Below are 17,972 nucleotides of genomic sequence, written 5' to 3' on the forward strand. Positions count from 1 at the left end.
GTAAACTGTCGCAGAAAACGATTCTTTAAATTACCACATTCTAAATGCTTAATGCGCGCCCTAAAAGTATGAACAAAGCTGACTTAGTCCAAATTATCATTCAACACTTAGAAGAGAAGCTGCAAGTTGCTCACGCCTCTACACAACGAGCAATTGACGCCGCTACGGATGAAGAAACCGTCCCTGAGCATAAATACGATACGCTAGCACTTGAGGCATCTTATCTTGCGCATGGACAGGCAATGCGCGTGCAAGAAAGCGAAGAAGAGCTTCGCCAGTATCGTAGCTTAGTGATTCGTGATTGCACCAATGGACCAATTGCTGTTGGCGCTTATGTTGAGCTAATGGATGAGAATGATATTGAAAAAGCTTTCTTTATAGGGCCATGCTCTGGAGGAGCAACCGTTGAGTGGCTGGGTAAGGATGTGTTTGTTCTTACGCCTAAATCTCCGCTAGGGCAAGCTTTGCTAGGGAAAGAAGAAGGGGAAGATATTGATGTTAAAATTGGCGATAAAACAACTTGTTATGAAGTCGTGACGGTTTACTGACATCGTATCCATAGTTGGCTGTTATAGTTAACAGAAATAATTATGATAGAAGAGAAAGTCATGAAGAAACTGCTCACATTCTCCTTGTTGACCATCAGTGCAAGTGGTTATGCGGCTAAGTGTCGTGTGGATATTAACAATGAAGTTCGAATGGATGGCCAGAATTTGGAGATTGTCCATACGAACGGCGAAAAGGCAGTCGTAGATGAAGACAACAACTTGTTCATTAAAGGTGAGCAGGTTGAGCTCGATGCCGATCAAAAAGCGGCAATTGAAGACTATCGCGAGAAGATGAATGCTTATATTCCACAAGCGAAACAGCTGGCGAGTGATGGCTTAGCGCTAGCAAATGACATCATAGATGATATCGCAGTAAGCCTTGATGCGCCTGACTCGTTTGATAACGTTAAAGTTGCGGTAAAGGATTTCTTTGCCGATGTAGAAGCCCGTTATTACAAAGACGGTGATTTTATTCTACCTGCTGACAGCTTTGATTCGATGACAGAATCATGGTCACAAGACTTCGAAAAGGCACAAGAAATCTTTAACAAAGAATTCCTAACCAGCGCATTTGATGCCTTATCTGCCAAGATGAAAGAAGACGGTGGTTTGAACTTAACTGCGCTGTCTGAAAGCATGACGGAACTGCAAGCCAAGGTACAAGAACGCTTAGCTGAGCATTCGAAAGACGTCGAAAAACAAGCGGAAGATTTGTGTGAATCACTGGATGATATGGCAGACCAAGAACAGGATTTATTGAAGAAAATCCCTGCGTTAAAAGACTACCAAGTCTTTACGATTTAACGTTCAAGTCCACAGAGTTAAAAAGAGCGCCAATCATCGGCGCTCTTTTTATTAGGTTTTTAGCTCGCAGCTAAGCGAATTACTCTGCGTTCATTTGAGTCAACTTATCTCCTACTGGTTTCGAGAAGTTGAAGCCATCATGTTCATCCCAGTTGATTGACCACGTCATTACTCCCGCATAATTCGGGTAGTTAAACGCTGGTTTCACTGTGCCACATGACGTGCCTTTGGTTAAGCAATCTAATGCGTCTAGGATGTTCTGTGTTGGCGCTTGACCTGAGTTAGCTGAGCTTGGACCTGATGGTAAGCCAATCGCCACTTGGTCATCACGCAGCGGCTCAAACATAGTACCGTCTGCAAGTTCAAAGCCTTCAATTAACATTTTAGATTGCGCTACCATCATATCGACCGAACCCTCTGGCGCAGAGCCTGGCAGGTAAGGGTTTGGCAAGCCACCGTTGTTGTATAGCTGAACGTGTAGCAGGTCGAGCGTGCTGCGTGTTTCGTTGATCACAGGAATGTATGCGCCCCAAATGCCGCTATAAGCGATATAGCCACCTTGGACATAAGGATGCTCAGGCGCCATAGTTAAGTACATATCGCCGCCCATGTTCTGCTCGATTTGTAACAAAGCACCACCTAAACGTGCTTGGATTTGCGAACCATGCAGTAGGTTAGATCCACTTTCTAGATCCACATCCAAACCATCAAAACCCCACTCAGCAATCAATCCGGTCAGACTTGAAACGAAGTTTGCTTCATCTTGGTCTGTGTTGAGCGTAATCGTGCCTTCTGCGCCACCAAGAGACAGAACAAACTTCTTACCTTTGGCTTGCAGTGCGGCCATGTCTTGCTTGAACTGGGTTGGATCTAATGCTGGGCAATCACTGTAGATGTCACCAGAGTAAAGATTGAAGTGCACGGTACCATCGCTGTTGCGGTCGTTTTCTGCAAAGGCAATATCAATGACATCCCATGCATCAGACATGTCCGCCAAGCGGATAGGGCAGCCAGCGCCGTTTACGAAGTTGTGCCAGTAACCAATCAACTTGTGGCGTTTCTCGGTTTGTTCAACAACGGTAATCGATGCGGCATCAGAAAGCGCTGTTGTACCTGCAAGGTCGGTGGCTTGAGCGCTTACCGTAAAGCTGCCAATCGCGGCAGGTGTCCAGTTCGCTGAGTAAGGTGCCATCGTGTCTGTTGCGACAATCGCACCGTTCACCATAAAGTCGACGTGTTTAACGCCAGAGGTTAATGAGGTTGCATCTGCGCTTAGAACGAGATTCTTACCTAAACCGACTGTTTGACCTGCACTCGGTGACGTCAAGGAAATCACCAAATCTTGGTCACTCACTGTTACGTTAACTAAAGATTCTGATGTGTTGTTGTCGTTGTCTGTCGCAATAGCTTTTAGCTGGTTGGCTCCAACCAGAGTGGCATTCCACAGGACTGAGTATGGTGCTTGAGCCACAACACCGAGGCTCGTGTTATTGGCAAAGAACTCCACTTGAGTAACGCTACCGTCTGCATCGCTGGCATCCGCTGAGACTTCAACACTGTCGCCTGCTAGCAAGACTTGTCCTTCGCTTGGGGCGGTAATGGCTACTTGAGGCGGTGTCGAACAGGCTCCTAGCCCAGTCCACGCATCCTGCCAGTACAAACCTTCACCCGGCTCATAAGCCCAAGCTGCATCCGAAGAACACCAGCCTGCAACATCACAGCGATATTTCTGGTTCAGGTTAGAGACGAGTGCACCTGCTTCATAGCGGTTACCTGCCACATAAGGCACGGCGTCTGCACAACCGCCAGAACTAGAATCGTTGACGACGAGCGAGACTTCTTGGCTCATGGTTGACAGGTTCGAATCATCGGTTGCTTGCGCTTTAAAGGTATGAGTACCGACTGCTGCGGTCCAGACGTATTCATATGGAGCCGCAGTATCGACGGCAACGGATTGGTTGTTTACGAAGAACTCAACTTGGGTGACTAAACCATCGCTGTCTGCTGCATCGGCCGTTACCGAAATAGTGTCACCTACATTTGGTGTTTCTGTACCTGTTGGGCTCGTTAGAGATACGGTTGGAGGTGGCAATTCGGTTTGTGATTGAACGAAGATAGAGACATTTGTAGTGGTCACCGCTCCTTCATTATCTGTTGCAATTGCCGTTAACTGAGAGGTGCCTTCGACTGCAGTCCAGTGAGCTTGGAAAGGGGCTTGGCTTACCATTGCAACAGTTTGATTCCCAGCAAGGAACTCTACTTGAGCGATTTGCCCATCTTCATCAGCAGCATTGGCTAATAGCGTTATTACGCTGCCTTCTGGTATCTGTGCGTTATCGGTTGGAGAAGAGAATGAGACTGTTGGAGGTAGGTTTGTACCACCACCATCACATTGCCCAAGGCCTTTCCAAGCCTCCCATGGTCCCGAGTTGTTTACCGGATTATTGCCTTGAGTCCAATAGGCCGCTTCATAAGCTGCGCCTTGGGTCTGTACTTGATCGCCAGAGTTATAAACGGTGGTACCATCCCATGCTGATAAATTTTGGCAGTTATAAGCTTGAGCTTGGTAGCTGACACTGAGTGCCGCGATGACCGCACCATGCAGTAGCGTGACCTTCATTTTTCTCTCCTTGAGTTACAAGATGTTCTGTTGAACTAATTAGATAACTAGTTGATAAATAGACATCAGGAGAGAAAATCGAAGCGTTGTGTTTCACTTTTCAACACGAAATCACGCTGAACTATTCGTGCTTTACAGCGCGGCTCATTATTTTTCGGCTCACTTCACGCTGATTTATAAATCCATCAAAAGGGAGGAGTGGGAGACTTGGTGAATATGAGATGTACGTGGAAATTTACAAACTGAATGTCTGCTAATTGTTCTGATTGTCGAGTAATTAACCTAACCATTCTTGTTGAGTAGAAGATATTGCTATACTGTACTAGTTAGCTAGTTCATTGATATTTTGTGTGAGTGGTATGACACAACAAACTTCTTCTCAGCCTCGTGAGCATTTTGGCTCACGCCTTGGATTCATCTTAGCGGCAGCTGGTGCTGCAGTAGGTCTAGGGAACATTTGGGGCTTTCCTACCCAAGCAGCAAGTAACGGCGGTGGCGCCTTCTTGTTGGTGTACTTGGTGATGATTCTTATTGTTGCTTTTCCTATGCTGGTGGTTGAAATGGCGATCGGTCGTCATGGTCAGGCAAACCCCGTTGATAGCATGCGCTCTCTTACGGAAAACCCTATAGGCAAAAAGCTAGGCGGCCTTGTTGGTTGGATTGGCCTAAGTGTGCCGAGTGCAGTGTTGGCGTTTTACTCGATTGTAGGCGGTTGGTTGATCTGCTTTATGTTGGGTGCAGTTACCGACATCATGGGCATGGAAGCGGCGACACAATGGTTAAAAGGCTTCAGCGTTGAACGCAACTTGTTTGGTACGATTACATTTTATGTATTAACCATTTTGATCGTACAAGGCGGCGTGAAGCAGGGTATTGAGAAGTGGTCTACACGTCTAATGCCAGCACTGTTTGTGCTGTTTGGTTTGCTGTTCATCTACATCATGACGCAAAACGGCGCGATGGAAGGTTTGAAGCACTACCTAGTGCCGGACTTCGAGAAAGTTTGGGACCGTAAGCTTATCCTTGCAGCAATGGGTCAAGGCTTCTTCTCACTGACCATCGGTGGCTGTTCGATGCTTATCTATGGCTCTTACCTAAGTAAGAAAGAGAACCTACCGAAGATGGCAATGAACGTGACTATGGTTGATACCGCGGTTGCCTTTATTGCTGGTCTAGTGGTGATGCCTGCAATGTTCGTTGCGATGCAAAAAGGCGTTCAAATCTATGCAGAAGATGGCTCGCTATTAAGTTCAGATACACTGGTGTTTACAGTTCTACCGCTGATGTTTGATAGTTTAGGTTTGCTTGGCCAACTGTTCTCAATCGTATTCTTCTTACTACTGACGATTGCAGCATTGACGTCTTCTATCTCGATGCTTGAATGTCCGGTTGCTCTGGTTGGTGAGCGATTTAACACTAAACGCAGCACGACAAGCTGGGTATTGGGTGGCCTGATTGCGTTGTTCAGTGTGGTTATCGTATTTAACTTCGGCGCACTTTTTGGCATGGTTGCGACTATCGCGACGCAATACTTACAACCGATGGCAGCACTGTTGTTCTGTCTGTTTGGTGGTTGGGTATGGAATCGTCACTCGAAAATCAAAGAGCTTGAACAAGGTTGTCCTGAGTTCACTCAAGGTTGGTTTGGTAAGTTGTGGCCTGCATACGTGAAGTTTGTTTGTCCGATTCTCGTGGCGACTGTTATCTGGGCTTCGTTCGGCTAATAAGCTGACTCAAAACATAAAAGAAAAGGGCTTGATGAATGCATCAAGCCCTTTTTTCTATTCGTGTTTTTGCTATCCGTCTCGGCTCACGATTAACGGAACTGACCTGCATCAGGTAAGAAATCGAAACCTGCCGTCGCTAGCTTTGCTTCAAGCGCAGCACGGTCGATATCAAAAAATACGACCAACTTATCCAGATCACCGCCAAAGTCGTCACGCAGCTTCATATTGACGATGCTCATTAACATGATTGGATCCATGGACTCAAAATTTGCCAGATTCATTACTTATCCTCAAAATCTGAAATCAGCAGGTTTGCTGCTGCAAACGCGGCTTTTTCACGAGCTTCTTTTGGTAGGGATTCGTCGGCAGCGATGTCGTTTAACGCTTTTACTGCACACGAGATCGCTTGAGGAATGTAGCCTTGATCGCCACTACCGATTTGAGCGTAAAGCTCACGAACTAATTCACAACAGCCGTATACTTGCATGGCTAAATCCTTAAGAAATGATAACTGCTCTCAAATATACACATAGCCGTTTTGAAACTCAAAGCAGAGAATTGTTTTGGCTCAAGTTAACACGCAACTTGAGCAAACATTCATCACTGTAATTGTGCTTCTAACTGATAAGTGACCTCTGGAGAAAGGTTGAGCTGCTTCGCAAGCTCCTGCAAATACGTTTTCTCCATAAAGTTTTGCTCATCGGCCACAATCAACGACGCCAGATAAATTTCTGATGCCTGTTGTGGCGACGTTGCTAAGCGCGCGATTTCTGCTGGATCGAGAGGTTTATGCAGCTCTTGATGAACCAACTGTCTTACATGATCATCTGCGCCCATTTCTGTCAGTGCTTGTTCGATGCGAGCCATTTCTTGTTCATCGACGTGGCCATCGGCTTTGGCTGCACCAATCATGGCTTTAAGGATCAGTTTTGCATGTTTGTTGTCATCAGGATCGAAGCTTTCGTTGACGCCTTGTGTGTCCTGCTTCGCTTGCCAATCGTTGTAGACTTTGTAAGCCAGAGCTCCTAATGCCGCTGCGCCACCGACTTTGAGTGCGCCTGTACCGACTTTCTTGGCCATCTTTTTGCTCTTTTTAGAGCCCATTAACATGCCGATAAGACCGCCACCAATCGCGCCGGCACCAAGTGTTTTTAGTTGGCTAGAGCTTGATGAGGATTTGATATTGCTGGTTTGTTTACCAATCGCATCGGTACCTTTCTTGATTAGGTCTGATTTGAGCGCCTGGTTAAGAAGACTTTTTAGATCCATGAATGACCTCCTTACTAGATTGAATCCAGTGTAAGGTGATGAATCTGAACCAAAGATTAACAGCGCCAATATTAGATAGGGCCAAAAGGCTTAAAAAACAGACGTAAAAAAGGGCTGACCGAAGCCAACCCTTTTTATCACTCTGTATTCAGCACAATGTGCTTATTGCAGCTTATTGTAGTTGAGCTTTAACGTGCTCAACGATGTCTGCCATAGCAATCGCTGTTTTCTCACCAGAGCGGCGGTTCTTGTACTCGAAGTTGCCTTCTTTCATTGAACGATCACCGATCACGATAGTGTGAGGAACACCGATCAGTTCCATGTCAGAGAACATTACGCCTGGGCGCTCTTTACGGTCATCGAATAGCACTTCGATACCCATAGCAGTCAGTTCAGCGTACAGCTTCTCAGCCGCTTCTTTCACTTCTTCAGATTTGTGCATGTTCATAGGAACGATAGCCACTTGGAAAGGCGCTAGTGCGTCTGGCCAGATGATGCCGTATTTGTCGTGGTTCTGTTCGATTGCAGAAGCAACAACACGAGATACACCGATACCGTAACAACCCATCTCTAAGATAACGTTTTTACCGTCAGGACCAAGAACGCCACAGTTCATCGCTTGAGAGTAAACATTACCTAGTTGGAAGATGTGACCAACTTCGATACCACGTTTAAGCATTAGCGTGCCTTGACCACATGGGCTTGGATCGCCTTCTACTACGTTACGTAGATCTTCAACTTGGCCTAATTCAACGTCACGGCCCCAGTTGATACCGAAGTAGTGTTTGCCGTCGATGTTTGCACCTGCGCCGAAGTCGCTCATTACAGCAACTGAGCGGTCAACGATGAATGGCAGTTCAAGACCAACAGGGCCTAGAGAACCAGCGCCAGCACCGATCAGTGCACGCATTTCCTCTTCTGATGCCATCTCTAATGGAGAAGCAACTTGAGGTAGGTTTTCTGCTTTCACTTCGTTTAGCTCGTGGTCACCACGAACGATAAGAGCAATGATGTCAGCATCTACTTCATCAGACGCTTTTACGAATAGAGTTTTCACTGTCTTCTCCATTGCTAGACCGTGTTGCTCTACAAGCTCCGCGATTGTTTTCGCGTTTGGCGTATCAACTAACGTCATCTCTTGAGTTGGCTCAGCGCGCTCACCTGCAGGTGCTGCCGCTTCTGCTTTTTCGATGTTCGCTGCGTAATCAGACTCAGTAGAGAATGCGATTAGGTCTTCGCCGCTTTCAGCAAGTACGTGGAACTCTTGAGAACCACTACCACCGATAGCGCCAGAGTCAGCAAGTACTGGACGGTACTCAAGACCCATGCGATCGAATGCTTTACAGTAAGCGTCGTGCATCGCTTGGTAAGATTTCTCTAGACCTTCTTTGTCGATGTCGAAGCTGTATGCATCCATCATGCAGAATTCACGTGCACGCATTACGCCGAAACGTGGACGACGTTCATCACGGAATTTAGTCTGGATTTGGTACAGGTTTAGCGGAAGCTGTTTGTAAGAGCTCACTTCGTTACGCACAAGGCTAGTGATCACTTCTTCAGCTGTAGGGCTAAGAACAAACGGACGAGTATGACGGTCAGTAAAGCGAAGTAACTCAGGACCCATCTTCTCAGAACGACCTGTCTCTTCCCATAGTTCAAACGGCTGAACAACGGGCATCAAAGTTTCGACTGCACCTGCATTGTCGATTTCTTGACGAACGATGTTTTCGACTTTACGCAGCACACGTAGACCAGTAGGCAGCCAGGTGTATAGACCTGAAGCCAGCTTACGGATCATACCCGCGCGTAGCATGAGCTGGTGGCTCACTACTTCTGCGTCGTTTGGAGTCTCCTTCAGAGTAGAAAGAAGATAATTACTGGTACGCATTAAATTTATCCGTTTATTAAAGTTAGATACTCAAGCCAGAATGGACAGGAGCATGAAGGTCCCACAAAGGGAAAATTGTTAGCCGCTTATAATATCAGCCAAATGCCTTTGTCAAAAGCTTTCAATCGCAGTAACTGTTATTAAGTTATCGCTAACCGTGAACTTAACGTTCAGATCGAACAAATTTACCGCATATTCCTTATTGTCAGGCTTATTTTTCTTGTAAGCCGGACGAGGATCTTGTGCCAGAACTTGCTCGATCACCGTTTTGACATACTCAGTATCGTCACGCTTTTCGACTGCCGCCAGTGCAGCTGAAGAGAAGTCGACCTGAGATGTTTCGGGTTCTTCTTCTGCGTAACCACCTTGTGCTTCTACAATCGAATCCGAGTAGGGGATGTATGGCTTGATATCGATAATCGGCGTGCCATCGACCAAATCTACGTTACCAAGATCCAAATAGATCTGATCGCCTTTCTTACTAATACCTTTGACTTCCACTGCCGACATACCAATGCCATTGGGACGGAAGGTAGAACGTGACGTAAAGACGCCAACACGTTCATTGCCTCCTAAACGAGGCGGGCGCACGGTGGGCTTCCATCCCGCTTCTAAGTTTTGATCAAACAAAAACAGTAGCCATACATGAGAAAACTGCTCTAAACCACGAAGGGCTTCTGGACTATTTGCTGCGCCTTGAAGTTTGACGCGTGAACGCGCTGCAGGCACCAAGCGAGGTTGGCGAGGGACCGCAAACTTCTCTTTATATGGGCTTTCAATTACGCCAATAGGCTCAATGGAATACATGAATATGGTGTCTTATACATGGAAGATGAAAACTAAAGTACCACAAAATTCCGCTTGCTTTTTTGTTGATAATGATTACTAATTGATATGTTATATCATAACAATTAATCGAGAGGGAAATTTTAATATGAAACCAGGCATTCATCCTGAATACCGTCCTGTGGTATTTCATGACACCAGCGTAGACGAATACTTTGTTGTTGGTTCAACACTGCAAACTGATCGCACCATTGAATGGAAAGACGGCAAGACTTACCCATATTTCACACTGGATGTGTCATCTGCCTCTCACCCGTTTTACACAGGTAAGCAACGTGTCGTACAAGCTGAAGGTCGTATTGCGAACTTCAATCGCCGCTTTGGTCAATTCAGTAAAGATAAGGAGTAAAAAATGAAGGTTGTTAAGTCATTAAAGAGCGCAAAAAGCCGTCACCCAGATTGCCAGATCGTAAAAAGAAGAGGGCGTTTATACGTTATTTGCAAGACGAACCCACGCTTTAAGGCGGTGCAGAAATAACCATGAATATCGTGGTAATTTATGGAATACAGTTACTTATAATCCTGATTTATGATCTTTATGTGGGTGATATAACTATATTTTTATCCATAATGGGTCATAAATTCGCCTTTTGGTTACATTCTGTAACGCTTTGAACTTTCACTTAACCCTTGTGTCGAGTACCCTGCGCAGGCTTTATGACATTTTTGTCACAAATGCGCAGGAATAAATACAAGGAGGGAACAGATGAGTTCATCTGCTTCAATGAAACAAAACTCGCCAAAGAAGCCACTATTCACGCGCTTCTTAGATACAGTTGAATATTTGGGGAACCTTTTACCCCACCCAATCACACTTTTCGCCATTTTCTGTCTTGCTATCCTCGTCACGTCTGGCATCGCCGGTTACTTCGAAGTTTCTGTTGTAGACCCGCGTCCAGAAGGCGCTCCAGGTCGCGCTGCTGATGGCATGATCCAAGTCGTAAGCTTATTAAACGCGGAAGGCTTACAGCTGATTGTGACTAACCTAGTGAAAAACTTTGTTGGCTTCGCACCGTTAGGTACCGTATTGGTTGCGATGCTTGGTGTTGCCATTGCAGAACATTCTGGTCTACTTTCTGCTGCAATGCGTGGCCTAGTAATGGGCGCTTCTCAGCGCATGGTTACCGTAACCGTTGTTTTCGCTGGTATCATTTCAAACACGGCATCTGAGCTTGGCTACGTGGTATTGATTCCACTGGCAGCAATGCTGTTCCACTCATTAGGTCGTCACCCACTTGCTGGTCTTGCAGCGGCATTTGCCGGTGTATCGGGCGGTTACTCTGCGAACCTACTTATCGGTACGGTTGATCCACTGTTATCAGGCATCACTGAAACAGCAGCGCAGATGATTGACCCAACTTACACTGTTGGTCCAGAAGTAAACTGGTACTTCATGTTTGTTTCGACGTTCTTCATCGCGATTACTGGTGCATTCGTTACTGAAAAAATCGTTGAGCCAAAACTTGGCAAATACAATGAAGAAGAAGCCGCAGAAGACCTGTCTCAAGACAAAATGGGCAGCCTAACAGACCAAGAGAAGAAAGGTCTTAAGCTTGCGGGTATCGCAGTACTGGCAGTTTCTGCACTACTAGCATGGACTATTGTTCCTGCTGATGGTGTTCTACGTTCTGACGCTGGCACAGTAGCGGGCTCTCCATTCTTGAAGAGTATCGTTGCGTTTATTTTTGTTTTCTTCGCGGTACCGGGTTTTGTGTACGGTCGCGTAGTTGGCACGATGAAGAATGACCGTGATGTCATTGATGCCATGTCGAAGTCAATGTCTTCAATGGGCATGTACATCGTGCTGGTATTCTTTGCTGCGCAATTTGTTGCTTTCTTTAAGTGGACGAACTTTGGTCAAGTGTTTGCAGTAGCTGGCGCAAGCTTCCTACAAGAAATCGGTCTAACTGGCCCAATGTTGTTCTTTGCCTTCATCCTAATGTGTGGCTTCATCAACTTGATGATTGGTTCAGCATCAGCACAGTGGGCAGTAACAGCACCAATCTTTGTACCAATGTTAATGCTAGTCGGTTACGCTCCTGAAACCATTCAAGCGGCTTACCGTATCGGTGACTCAACGACGAACATCATCACCCCAATGATGAGCTACTTCGGTCTTATCCTTGCGGTAGCAACGCGCTACATGAAGAATCTAGGTATCGGTACGCTGATCGCGACCATGTTGCCTTACTCGATTGTCTTCCTTGTTGGTTGGAGTGTGCTGTTCTACCTGTGGGTATTCGTATTCGGTCTACCAGTAGGTCCTGGTGCGGCAACATACTACACGCCTTAATAGGTAACCTCACTCAGCTCCCAAAGGCCTGCGTTTATCGCAGGCTTTTTTCGTTCAAAGACCTGCGAAACGATAGGTTAGGCCGACTTCAAACGACCAGCCCACGTCACGCTGAACCAAAGGGCTGCCACTATCGTGAGGCATAAACTCAGCTTTAGAAATGCCAATCCATGATGGTGTGAACTCATACAAACCGATAATTCCCGCTTGGTAAACAAAAGTAGAATCGGCTTTGAACTCGTTTAACCCAGATGTAGCTGCCTCTTGCGCAGAGACACTGTACAGATGGTTAGAGAGTTTTTATCTCGGTAATCGACTTCTAGAAAGGGGGTGAGGGTAAACGGTGGTAACCAAGTTTCTAGTGTCCGACCGAGATGCAGTTGAACTTCGTAACCATTGTGCTCTGAGGTGACATCATGCAGATAAGTCAATCTTGCTCCAACCGTACCCAAGGTAATGCCGAACTCACCATTGCCATCGCGATCGTTGATGCCATTTGGTAAATCGACAAAGGTGTTGGAGACTCCCGCAAAGCGCCAATTAGCCGATAGGCCCAAATAAGTTAATGCTTGCCAGTTGGCTAAGCTGCCATCGACAAAGCCAATGGGGCCCGAATAGAACAAGTTAGGTGTCGCGCCAAACTTAGGTGTGTCTTTGACGGAAAAAGCGCTTTCGCCAGAGGTGATACTGCCGCCAACAATGCCAAAGGGTTCTTGGCTGGCAAGCAACGTCGTAGAAAAGAAAAGTAATGAAAAGGGGACGGCGATCCGTGCGTTCATAAATAAAACTCCATTCTTGTTATAACAACAAAGAACGGAGTTTTGAGGTTCTCATTTCACTGGCGACGATTTTCGTGGGTAAAAATGTATGCCTAACGTTTTGCGAGGATTCTGTCGAGGTGATTGGCGAACTCGCGACGTTCCGTTTGAGACAGCGCTGCTGGCCCTCCCGTTTGAATACCGCTTGATCGCATGGTATCCATAAAGTCACGGATATTGAGTCGCGCTTTGATAGTATCTTTCGTGTAAAGCTCGCCTCGTGAACTTAGCGCCAATGCGCCTTTGCTAATGACTTCATCTGCAAGTGGAATATCTGATGTGATCACCAGATCATTGGCTTCGACACGACGAACAATTTCGTTATCCGCAATATCAAAACCGGCAGGCACTTGCAGAGAGTGAATATTTGCTCGCTTTGGTACAGGAACCACGTGGTTTGCAACAAAGGTACACTCAACACCGGTTCGTTCAGCGGCACGTACGATAGTCTCACGAATGACTTTCGGACAAGCATCCGCATCTACCCATAATTTCATGCTGTTTTCTCATTTAGTTTGGCTTCAAGCTCTTCAACACGAGCCACCAGTTTAGCTACCGTGTTTTCCAGAACAGTGATGCGATCTTCTTCTTTCGGTGTTTGTACCGCAACTTCAACTTTAGGAATGCGATTCGCGCTTTTCCAACTTTTGATGGTTGCGATTAATGCTGGCATAGGCACAGGTGTTTTCATTCGAGCTTTGACCAGAGCAACGGTTGGCTCTTTACCTTGCTGTTGCAACTGCTCCATCACGGCTTCCAGCTCTTTAGTGACGTCTTGAGTTAACATATTTTGTCCCTACTAAAATGACTTCTGTCATCATACGATGAGGCGCTGAAATTAGCGAATGGCAATTTCGGCAGTCCCTTGTGCGAGATCTCTCACAGAGGTTGTGAGAGAAAACGATTTCGTCGTCAGAACAAAAGAAATTAGTTGGTATAAGATTATGAAAAATAACGATTTAACATCTTTTTAACTAAGTTTTTAAACAAAAGAATGTCTTGGGCTGATTGTGATTTAAAAGGAAAAGCGTAAATTAAACCTTGTCGGCAGGAAGCAGACATGGAACAGGAAAGCACCAAGGATTTGGTCATCGTCAGGACGACGATTTGATTATTCAGGATGAGTGATCAAGCACGGAGCGCAGGACATTGTAAGGACACAATCATCAATAGGATGTTGATGACTAAGGATAGACAATGGACCCCTCTTAGGATTGAGGTAAGGACAGCATCAGGAAGATGCAATGGACACCGCTCAAGGAACAAGTGATGCGCGCTAACGAGGATTGTTAGCTATCAGGATGATAAGGACACCGCTAGGACGGCGACGTAAGGACTAAGCTGACGGAATCAGCCACTATTATGGATGATGCATGGAGCACTATTTAGTAGCCGGACTGCTGCGAGTAAGACTATGACCCCGATACGCTAGTGTCGGGGTCTTTCTTATTTTGCACTTTCATAATTTCAGATAATTAAAAGTGTCAATATCACATAATTTATAAATTCCTCATAACACTGAATAAAAAACAATCCAGATCAATATCCTTTCCAATCAGTTGGTTTAACTTTCGGCTTCTCTAAAAGGCGTTATGTACCGCATAACAAATGAAGAGCTCTTGAGCTTCTGCTATGCGGATAAATTAAGTTTGCTGTAATCAAGGAACAGATGTGACCATAGTAACCAGAAGAATGCTTCTTCTACCCTACAATGAGTCGTTGCAACTAGAGTTCGTGATGTTAAATTGCTGCGCTAAGAATCGCGCAGAGATGAATGGACCACATACCGTGTCTTCTGCGAAACAGTTGTTTGAGAAGATTCTGGATGATGAAAATGTCTACAGTATGGCGGTACTTGAGAGTACCAGCCGTGACTATATGGGACACGTGTTCATTTCGAATCTGGAGCATGAACCAGAGCTGGGATTTATCTTTGATAAAGCTTATTGGGGTAAAGGATTAGCAACAGAAGCGCTAAAGGCGTTTTTCCCGAAGGCGTGCCGTGAGCTTGGACTACACAAGGTCAAAGCGAATGTGAATAGTCATCACAAAGCATCCATGGCAGTACTGGAAAAACTTGGATTTACAAAGACAAGAGAAAGCAAGGACCTACACGGCCCTTACTTTGAAATGGAATTTACAAGCGATGTGGCGGTAGGTGAAAGTTCAGCGGCCTAAATCCGATCATCGTCAATTCTCCTTGGTAGCAATCGTCACCAAGGGATGAAAACTCAAATTGATACACTGTATGCCAACGCCAGATTCCGTCTGGCGTTTTCATTTTATGTGCTCCAAATGCGATGCTGACCAATTGCAGATCAAGTTGCTCGCATTTGCGTGTAATAGCCGCTTTCGCTAATTCTGATTGGCGTCTTTGTTGCCAGAACAAAAAGCAGAAAAAGCACAGCCCTAAAATGGCTAGTAAGTCACCAATCATCCCTAATCCTTTATTATCCCTTAGTCGCTTGCTGCAATTTGACTAATGCCGTCGCTAGCTCTTCCGATGGGCTAGAGTGTAATAGAGGTAGCAGAACCATTCTTAGTTCTGGCAGCATCACTAAGTCGGCAAATAATTGGTTGAAGAGTGCTTGGTTGCCTGTTTGCGCAAGGCGCAGTAAAAACTGCTCAGCGACATTTGCATCAGCCAATAAGTGCCAAGTGCGGCCTGCGATACCAATTAAGACCTCTTGATGACTTAAACGTGGGCTTTGTAAAATTGTGTTTAACACTGGCAGTGAAATTTCCGACGATGCGCCTGCTAGAGCACGGATTAACGCAGATAATAGGAACAGATCAGGCTCATCACTTTCAATCTCTTGCTGTGCTTGTTCTGCAATACGCTGTGCTAGGCGCTCTTGCAGTTCTACATGTTCTAAAGCACCAAGCAGAGCGTAGCGTGGTTCGTTTGGTAGATGGTTTAAGGCCTTACGTAGTGTCACCGCATTTTGCTCTTGGCCAAGGCGTGCGGCCATATCAGTAATACCTTGTAGACCAACGGTTTGCCAGTTTTCCCAACCGAGACCACCAGTGAAATAGTGCTGAGTATGTTCGTAATACTGGCTGGTGGGTAAATCTAAACTAGCGCGAACTCGGCTATGAAATACCGCCATCTTCTCTTCAGCGGGTTTGAAAGTATATGGGTTGTTAGAAAGCTTTTGTTGTTGCTCTTCCGACATTTCCTCATTCAGACGAGTTCCCATCGCCTCTACAACGTATTTAATGAAGTTACCGATATCGGATTGCTTTAGCAAACCACGTTCATCCAGCTCAAATTTTAGAAACCAAATCCACGGTTGCTTTTGTTCATTCCAATACGCGATGGCAAGGTGTGCTTTGCGTTGCATTGGGAATGGGTATGGGCATTGACCTTTTTCCACATCAGCAAATACTTGTGGTTCGATGGTCTTGATACGACGACCAAGGTCGAAGATTTGATACTCACATTGGCTGTTGCTTAGCAACTGGGTGAGGGTTTGAATGTTTTCCATTAAATACGACATCCTAATGTTCTTTTCACAAGAAATGGTATCATTCTCGGCTAATTCAAGGTTCGAGACGGAATTAATGGCAACAAACATCCAATTGGTCGACTTACTTCAACAACTTGAAGCGCAATTACAGCACCATGAGCTGTGGCAACAAACCATGCCTACGGCAGAAGCGTTACAGAGCACAGAACCTTTCGCGATTGATACGCTGCATCCCCATGAGTGGTTACAGTGGATTTTTATTGCACGTATGCGCGCGTTAGTGGAAAGTAACCAGCCTTTGCCGCGTGGCTTTTCTATCGAGCCGTATTTCGCGGAAGCCTGGAAGCAAGAACCACATTATGCTGAGCTACTTGTAACCATCCGAACCATCGACGAACTATGTAAGTAATCTCAATGTCAGAACAAGAAACATCACAAGTTGTTACTCCAGTGGAATTGGAGATCGTTTATCAGGATGAGTACTTTGTCGCAGTGAATAAGCCTGCAGGTATGTTGGTGCACCGAAGTTGGCTAGATAAACACGAAACAGTTTTCGTGATGCAAACGCTGCGCGACCAAATTGGCCAACATGTGTTTCCTTTGCACCGTCTGGATCGTCCGACGTCTGGTGTGCTTGTGTTTGCATTGTCGAGTGAAGTTGCATCGCAAGTGATGCCGATGTTTGCTGAACATAAGATGGAGAAAACCTATCACGCTATTGTTCGAGGTTGGATTGAGGAAGAAGGCGTCCTCGATTACGCGCTAAAAGTTGAATTGGACAAAATTGCCGATAAGTTTTCTTCGCAAGAGAAAGAAGCGCAGGACGCAGTGACAGCCTACAAACCGTTAGCGAAAGTTGAGGTGCCGTATTCAACAGGTAAGTTCCCAACCACTCGCTATTGTTTGATGGAGATGAAGCCGAAGACAGGGCGTAAGCATCAGCTGCGTCGTCACATGGCCCATCTACGTCATCCTATCGTCGGTGACACCAGCCATGGTGATGGTAAGCATAACAAGTTGTATCGCACAGAGTTTGATTCGCACCGTTTGTTGCTGCACGCGTCGGAGTTACGTTTTGTCCACCCATTTACCGAGCAAGAGATCGTAATGAAAGCGGGTATTGATGAAACGTGGCAGCAATTGTTTGCACGATTCGAGTGGGATGAATCATTGGTGCAATAAGCCGTTAGTTTGATGAGCTCCGCTTTGATTCAATCAAAAAGAAAGGGGTTGGTATCGATACCAACCCCTTTTAAATTGTTTAGTTCTTAACGTTTTATTTCAGCTTTTCTAGATCCGCTTCGATCTCGGCGATCTTACTCGAAACCACTTTTTCCAGGTGACGAAGATCGGACAGAATCTTCTGCTTCACGTCCACTTCTGCTGTTTTCACCGGTTTAGTTATCTTGTTTAATTCGTCGATGACTAGAGTTAAGTTACGATTAATTTCAGTAATTTCTTTGTACTTATGACTGCCGCTGTCGACCAAGACGTTCTTTACTTGGCGTGGATATTTAAACTTAACGCTTTTGGCAAAGAACTCGCCTTTTTGTTTGTGGAAGTAAATTTTGAGGACGTCTTTGTGTGCTTCTTGGCGTAGGGAGTAACGTTCAATTTGTTTTGGCTCGTGGATACCCAAACCAGTGAGGTGGGGATACATAGGCTACCTCTGTCTCATAACTAGAATAA

The 17,972-nt window shown here is 45.7% G+C and carries 20 protein-coding genes and 1 pseudogene; 9 read left to right on the forward strand and 12 right to left on the reverse strand.

What is annotated here, in order from left to right; genetic code table 11:
- Positions 1 to 68: 68 nt before the first annotated feature.
- Positions 69 to 548, forward strand: coding sequence for a GreA/GreB family elongation factor (locus tag C1S74_RS14905; protein ID WP_045403976.1), 480 nt, complete (start codon positions 69 to 71; stop codon positions 546 to 548).
- A 60-nt stretch (positions 549 to 608) separates the two neighbouring features.
- Complete coding sequence (locus C1S74_RS14910) at positions 609 to 1,352, forward strand: YggN family protein (protein WP_082039120.1); 744 nt, start codon at positions 609 to 611, stop codon at positions 1,350 to 1,352.
- A 79-nt stretch (positions 1,353 to 1,431) separates the two neighbouring features.
- On the opposite strand, the gene C1S74_RS14915 is transcribed toward C1S74_RS14910, so the two are convergent.
- Positions 1,432 to 3,972 carry an Ig-like domain-containing protein gene (locus C1S74_RS14915; protein ID WP_045403979.1) on the reverse strand — a complete coding sequence of 847 codons (2,541 nt, stop codon included), beginning with the start codon at positions 3,970 to 3,972 and terminating at the stop codon, positions 1,432 to 1,434.
- Between the two features lie 359 nt (positions 3,973 to 4,331).
- Between C1S74_RS14915 and C1S74_RS14920 the strand changes: the two genes are divergently transcribed.
- Entirely contained in the window at positions 4,332 to 5,696 is a 1,365-nt protein-coding gene (locus tag C1S74_RS14920) for a sodium-dependent transporter (RefSeq protein ID WP_045403981.1), read from the forward strand.
- Between the two features lie 92 nt (positions 5,697 to 5,788).
- Here the strand turns inward: C1S74_RS14920 and C1S74_RS14925 are convergent, their stop codons facing one another.
- From C1S74_RS14925 to tsaA, 5 genes are all read right to left on the reverse strand, one after another.
- A complete protein-coding gene (locus tag C1S74_RS14925; protein WP_042600065.1) occupies positions 5,789 to 5,980 on the reverse strand; it encodes a DUF4250 domain-containing protein in 192 nt (63 codons plus the stop codon).
- On the reverse strand, positions 5,980 to 6,186 hold the full coding sequence (locus tag C1S74_RS14930; protein ID WP_038864665.1) for a YaeP family protein: 207 nt from the start codon (positions 6,184 to 6,186) through the stop codon (positions 5,980 to 5,982). Before C1S74_RS14930 ends, C1S74_RS14925 begins: the two co-directional genes overlap by 1 nt.
- A gap of 113 nt (positions 6,187 to 6,299) precedes the next feature.
- Entirely contained in the window at positions 6,300 to 6,968 is a 669-nt protein-coding gene (locus tag C1S74_RS14935; RefSeq protein WP_045403983.1) for a tellurite resistance TerB family protein, read from the reverse strand.
- A gap of 172 nt (positions 6,969 to 7,140) precedes the next feature.
- Positions 7,141 to 8,856, reverse strand: a complete 1,716-nt coding sequence (locus C1S74_RS14940; RefSeq protein ID WP_045403985.1) for a proline--tRNA ligase — start codon at positions 8,854 to 8,856, stop codon at positions 7,141 to 7,143.
- A 111-nt stretch (positions 8,857 to 8,967) separates the two neighbouring features.
- On the reverse strand, positions 8,968 to 9,663 hold the full coding sequence (tsaA, locus tag C1S74_RS14945) for a tRNA (N6-threonylcarbamoyladenosine(37)-N6)-methyltransferase TrmO (protein ID WP_045403986.1): 696 nt from the start codon (positions 9,661 to 9,663) through the stop codon (positions 8,968 to 8,970).
- Positions 9,664 to 9,790: 127 nt separating this feature from the next.
- Between tsaA and C1S74_RS14950 the strand changes: the two genes are divergently transcribed.
- From C1S74_RS14950 to C1S74_RS14960, 3 genes are all read left to right on the forward strand, one after another.
- Complete coding sequence (locus tag C1S74_RS14950) at positions 9,791 to 10,051, forward strand: type B 50S ribosomal protein L31 (RefSeq protein WP_045403987.1); 261 nt, start codon at positions 9,791 to 9,793, stop codon at positions 10,049 to 10,051.
- A 3-nt stretch (positions 10,052 to 10,054) separates the two neighbouring features.
- Entirely contained in the window at positions 10,055 to 10,180 is a 126-nt protein-coding gene (gene ykgO / locus C1S74_RS14955; protein ID WP_005380299.1) for a type B 50S ribosomal protein L36, read from the forward strand.
- Positions 10,181 to 10,408: 228 nt separating this feature from the next.
- Entirely contained in the window at positions 10,409 to 11,995 is a 1,587-nt protein-coding gene (locus C1S74_RS14960; protein ID WP_045403988.1) for an AbgT family transporter, read from the forward strand.
- 54 nt (positions 11,996 to 12,049) lie between these two features.
- Here the strand turns inward: C1S74_RS14960 and C1S74_RS14965 are convergent.
- The 3 genes and pseudogenes from C1S74_RS14965 to C1S74_RS14975 all read right to left on the reverse strand — a co-directional run bounded on the left by C1S74_RS14965 (position 12,050) and on the right by C1S74_RS14975 (position 13,600).
- Positions 12,050 to 12,774 (reverse strand): annotated as a pseudogene (locus C1S74_RS14965) (MipA/OmpV family protein).
- Between the two features lie 92 nt (positions 12,775 to 12,866).
- Positions 12,867 to 13,310: a YaiI/YqxD family protein gene (locus tag C1S74_RS14970; protein WP_038864678.1), complete on the reverse strand. Its 444-nt coding sequence runs from the start codon at positions 13,308 to 13,310 to the stop codon at positions 12,867 to 12,869.
- Positions 13,307 to 13,600 (reverse strand): hypothetical protein, encoded by a 294-nt coding sequence (locus tag C1S74_RS14975; RefSeq protein WP_042600062.1) that lies wholly within the window; start codon positions 13,598 to 13,600, stop codon positions 13,307 to 13,309. Before C1S74_RS14975 ends, C1S74_RS14970 begins: the two co-directional genes overlap by 4 nt.
- Before the next feature lie 905 nt (positions 13,601 to 14,505).
- On the opposite strand from C1S74_RS14975, the gene C1S74_RS14985 reads away from it, so the two are divergent.
- Complete coding sequence (locus C1S74_RS14985) at positions 14,506 to 14,991, forward strand: GNAT family N-acetyltransferase (RefSeq protein WP_045403990.1); 486 nt, start codon at positions 14,506 to 14,508, stop codon at positions 14,989 to 14,991.
- Here C1S74_RS14985 and C1S74_RS14990 read toward each other — a convergent pair.
- Together C1S74_RS14990 and C1S74_RS14995 are read right to left on the reverse strand one after the other, a co-directional pair.
- The gene (locus tag C1S74_RS14990) at positions 14,951 to 15,250 is read right to left on the reverse strand and encodes a DUF3301 domain-containing protein (protein ID WP_039976952.1); all 300 of its coding nucleotides are present in this window, start codon (positions 15,248 to 15,250) and stop codon (positions 14,951 to 14,953) included. The two genes, C1S74_RS14985 and C1S74_RS14990, sit on opposite strands and share 41 nt — an antisense overlap.
- 13 nt (positions 15,251 to 15,263) lie before the next feature.
- On the reverse strand, positions 15,264 to 16,301 hold the full coding sequence (locus C1S74_RS14995) for a DUF3549 family protein (RefSeq protein WP_045403992.1): 1,038 nt from the start codon (positions 16,299 to 16,301) through the stop codon (positions 15,264 to 15,266).
- A 76-nt stretch (positions 16,302 to 16,377) separates the two neighbouring features.
- On the opposite strand from C1S74_RS14995, the gene C1S74_RS15000 reads away from it, so the two are divergent.
- On the forward strand, positions 16,378 to 16,692 hold the full coding sequence (locus tag C1S74_RS15000; protein ID WP_045404080.1) for a YqcC family protein: 315 nt from the start codon (positions 16,378 to 16,380) through the stop codon (positions 16,690 to 16,692).
- A gap of 5 nt (positions 16,693 to 16,697) precedes the next feature.
- Positions 16,698 to 17,465, forward strand: a complete 768-nt coding sequence (gene truC / locus C1S74_RS15005) for a tRNA pseudouridine(65) synthase TruC (protein WP_045403993.1) — start codon at positions 16,698 to 16,700, stop codon at positions 17,463 to 17,465.
- A gap of 94 nt (positions 17,466 to 17,559) precedes the next feature.
- Here truC and C1S74_RS15010 read toward each other — a convergent pair whose 3' ends face one another.
- Entirely contained in the window at positions 17,560 to 17,943 is a 384-nt protein-coding gene (locus C1S74_RS15010; protein WP_038864687.1) for a DUF3461 family protein, read from the reverse strand.
- Positions 17,944 to 17,972: the final 29 nt, after the last annotated feature.

Origin of the sequence: Vibrio hyugaensis, assembly GCF_002906655.1 — a bacterium.
Classification (GTDB): Bacteria; Pseudomonadota; Gammaproteobacteria; order Enterobacterales; family Vibrionaceae; genus Vibrio; species Vibrio hyugaensis.

Bases quoted from the DNA above. Each gene is read 5' to 3' on its own strand.
- ykgO (WP_005380299.1), top strand. From the start codon at position 10,055: ATGAAGGTTGTTAAGTCATTAAAGAGCGCAAAAAGCCGTCACCCAGAT.
- C1S74_RS14975 (WP_042600062.1), bottom strand. From the start codon at position 13,600: ATGTTAACTCAAGACGTCACTAAAGAGCTGGAAGCCGTGATGGAGCAG.
- C1S74_RS14915 (WP_045403979.1), bottom strand. From the start codon at position 3,972: ATGAAGGTCACGCTACTGCATGGTGCGGTCATCGCGGCACTCAGTGTC.
- C1S74_RS14920 (WP_045403981.1), top strand. From the start codon at position 4,332: ATGACACAACAAACTTCTTCTCAGCCTCGTGAGCATTTTGGCTCACGC.
- C1S74_RS14995 (WP_045403992.1), bottom strand. From the start codon at position 16,301: ATGGAAAACATTCAAACCCTCACCCAGTTGCTAAGCAACAGCCAATGT.
- tsaA (WP_045403986.1), bottom strand. From the start codon at position 9,663: ATGTATTCCATTGAGCCTATTGGCGTAATTGAAAGCCCATATAAAGAG.
- C1S74_RS14910 (WP_082039120.1), top strand. From the start codon at position 609: ATGAAGAAACTGCTCACATTCTCCTTGTTGACCATCAGTGCAAGTGGT.
- truC (WP_045403993.1), top strand. From the start codon at position 16,698: ATGTCAGAACAAGAAACATCACAAGTTGTTACTCCAGTGGAATTGGAG.
- C1S74_RS15000 (WP_045404080.1), top strand. From the start codon at position 16,378: ATGGCAACAAACATCCAATTGGTCGACTTACTTCAACAACTTGAAGCG.
- C1S74_RS14970 (WP_038864678.1), bottom strand. From the start codon at position 13,310: ATGAAATTATGGGTAGATGCGGATGCTTGTCCGAAAGTCATTCGTGAG.
- C1S74_RS14905 (WP_045403976.1), top strand. From the start codon at position 69: ATGAACAAAGCTGACTTAGTCCAAATTATCATTCAACACTTAGAAGAG.
- C1S74_RS14960 (WP_045403988.1), top strand. From the start codon at position 10,409: ATGAGTTCATCTGCTTCAATGAAACAAAACTCGCCAAAGAAGCCACTA.
- C1S74_RS14925 (WP_042600065.1), bottom strand. From the start codon at position 5,980: ATGAATCTGGCAAATTTTGAGTCCATGGATCCAATCATGTTAATGAGC.
- C1S74_RS14950 (WP_045403987.1), top strand. From the start codon at position 9,791: ATGAAACCAGGCATTCATCCTGAATACCGTCCTGTGGTATTTCATGAC.
- C1S74_RS14940 (WP_045403985.1), bottom strand. From the start codon at position 8,856: ATGCGTACCAGTAATTATCTTCTTTCTACTCTGAAGGAGACTCCAAAC.
- C1S74_RS15010 (WP_038864687.1), bottom strand. From the start codon at position 17,943: ATGTATCCCCACCTCACTGGTTTGGGTATCCACGAGCCAAAACAAATT.
- C1S74_RS14930 (WP_038864665.1), bottom strand. From the start codon at position 6,186: ATGCAAGTATACGGCTGTTGTGAATTAGTTCGTGAGCTTTACGCTCAA.
- C1S74_RS14935 (WP_045403983.1), bottom strand. From the start codon at position 6,968: ATGGATCTAAAAAGTCTTCTTAACCAGGCGCTCAAATCAGACCTAATC.
- C1S74_RS14985 (WP_045403990.1), top strand. From the start codon at position 14,506: ATGCTTCTTCTACCCTACAATGAGTCGTTGCAACTAGAGTTCGTGATG.
- C1S74_RS14990 (WP_039976952.1), bottom strand. From the start codon at position 15,250: ATGATTGGTGACTTACTAGCCATTTTAGGGCTGTGCTTTTTCTGCTTT.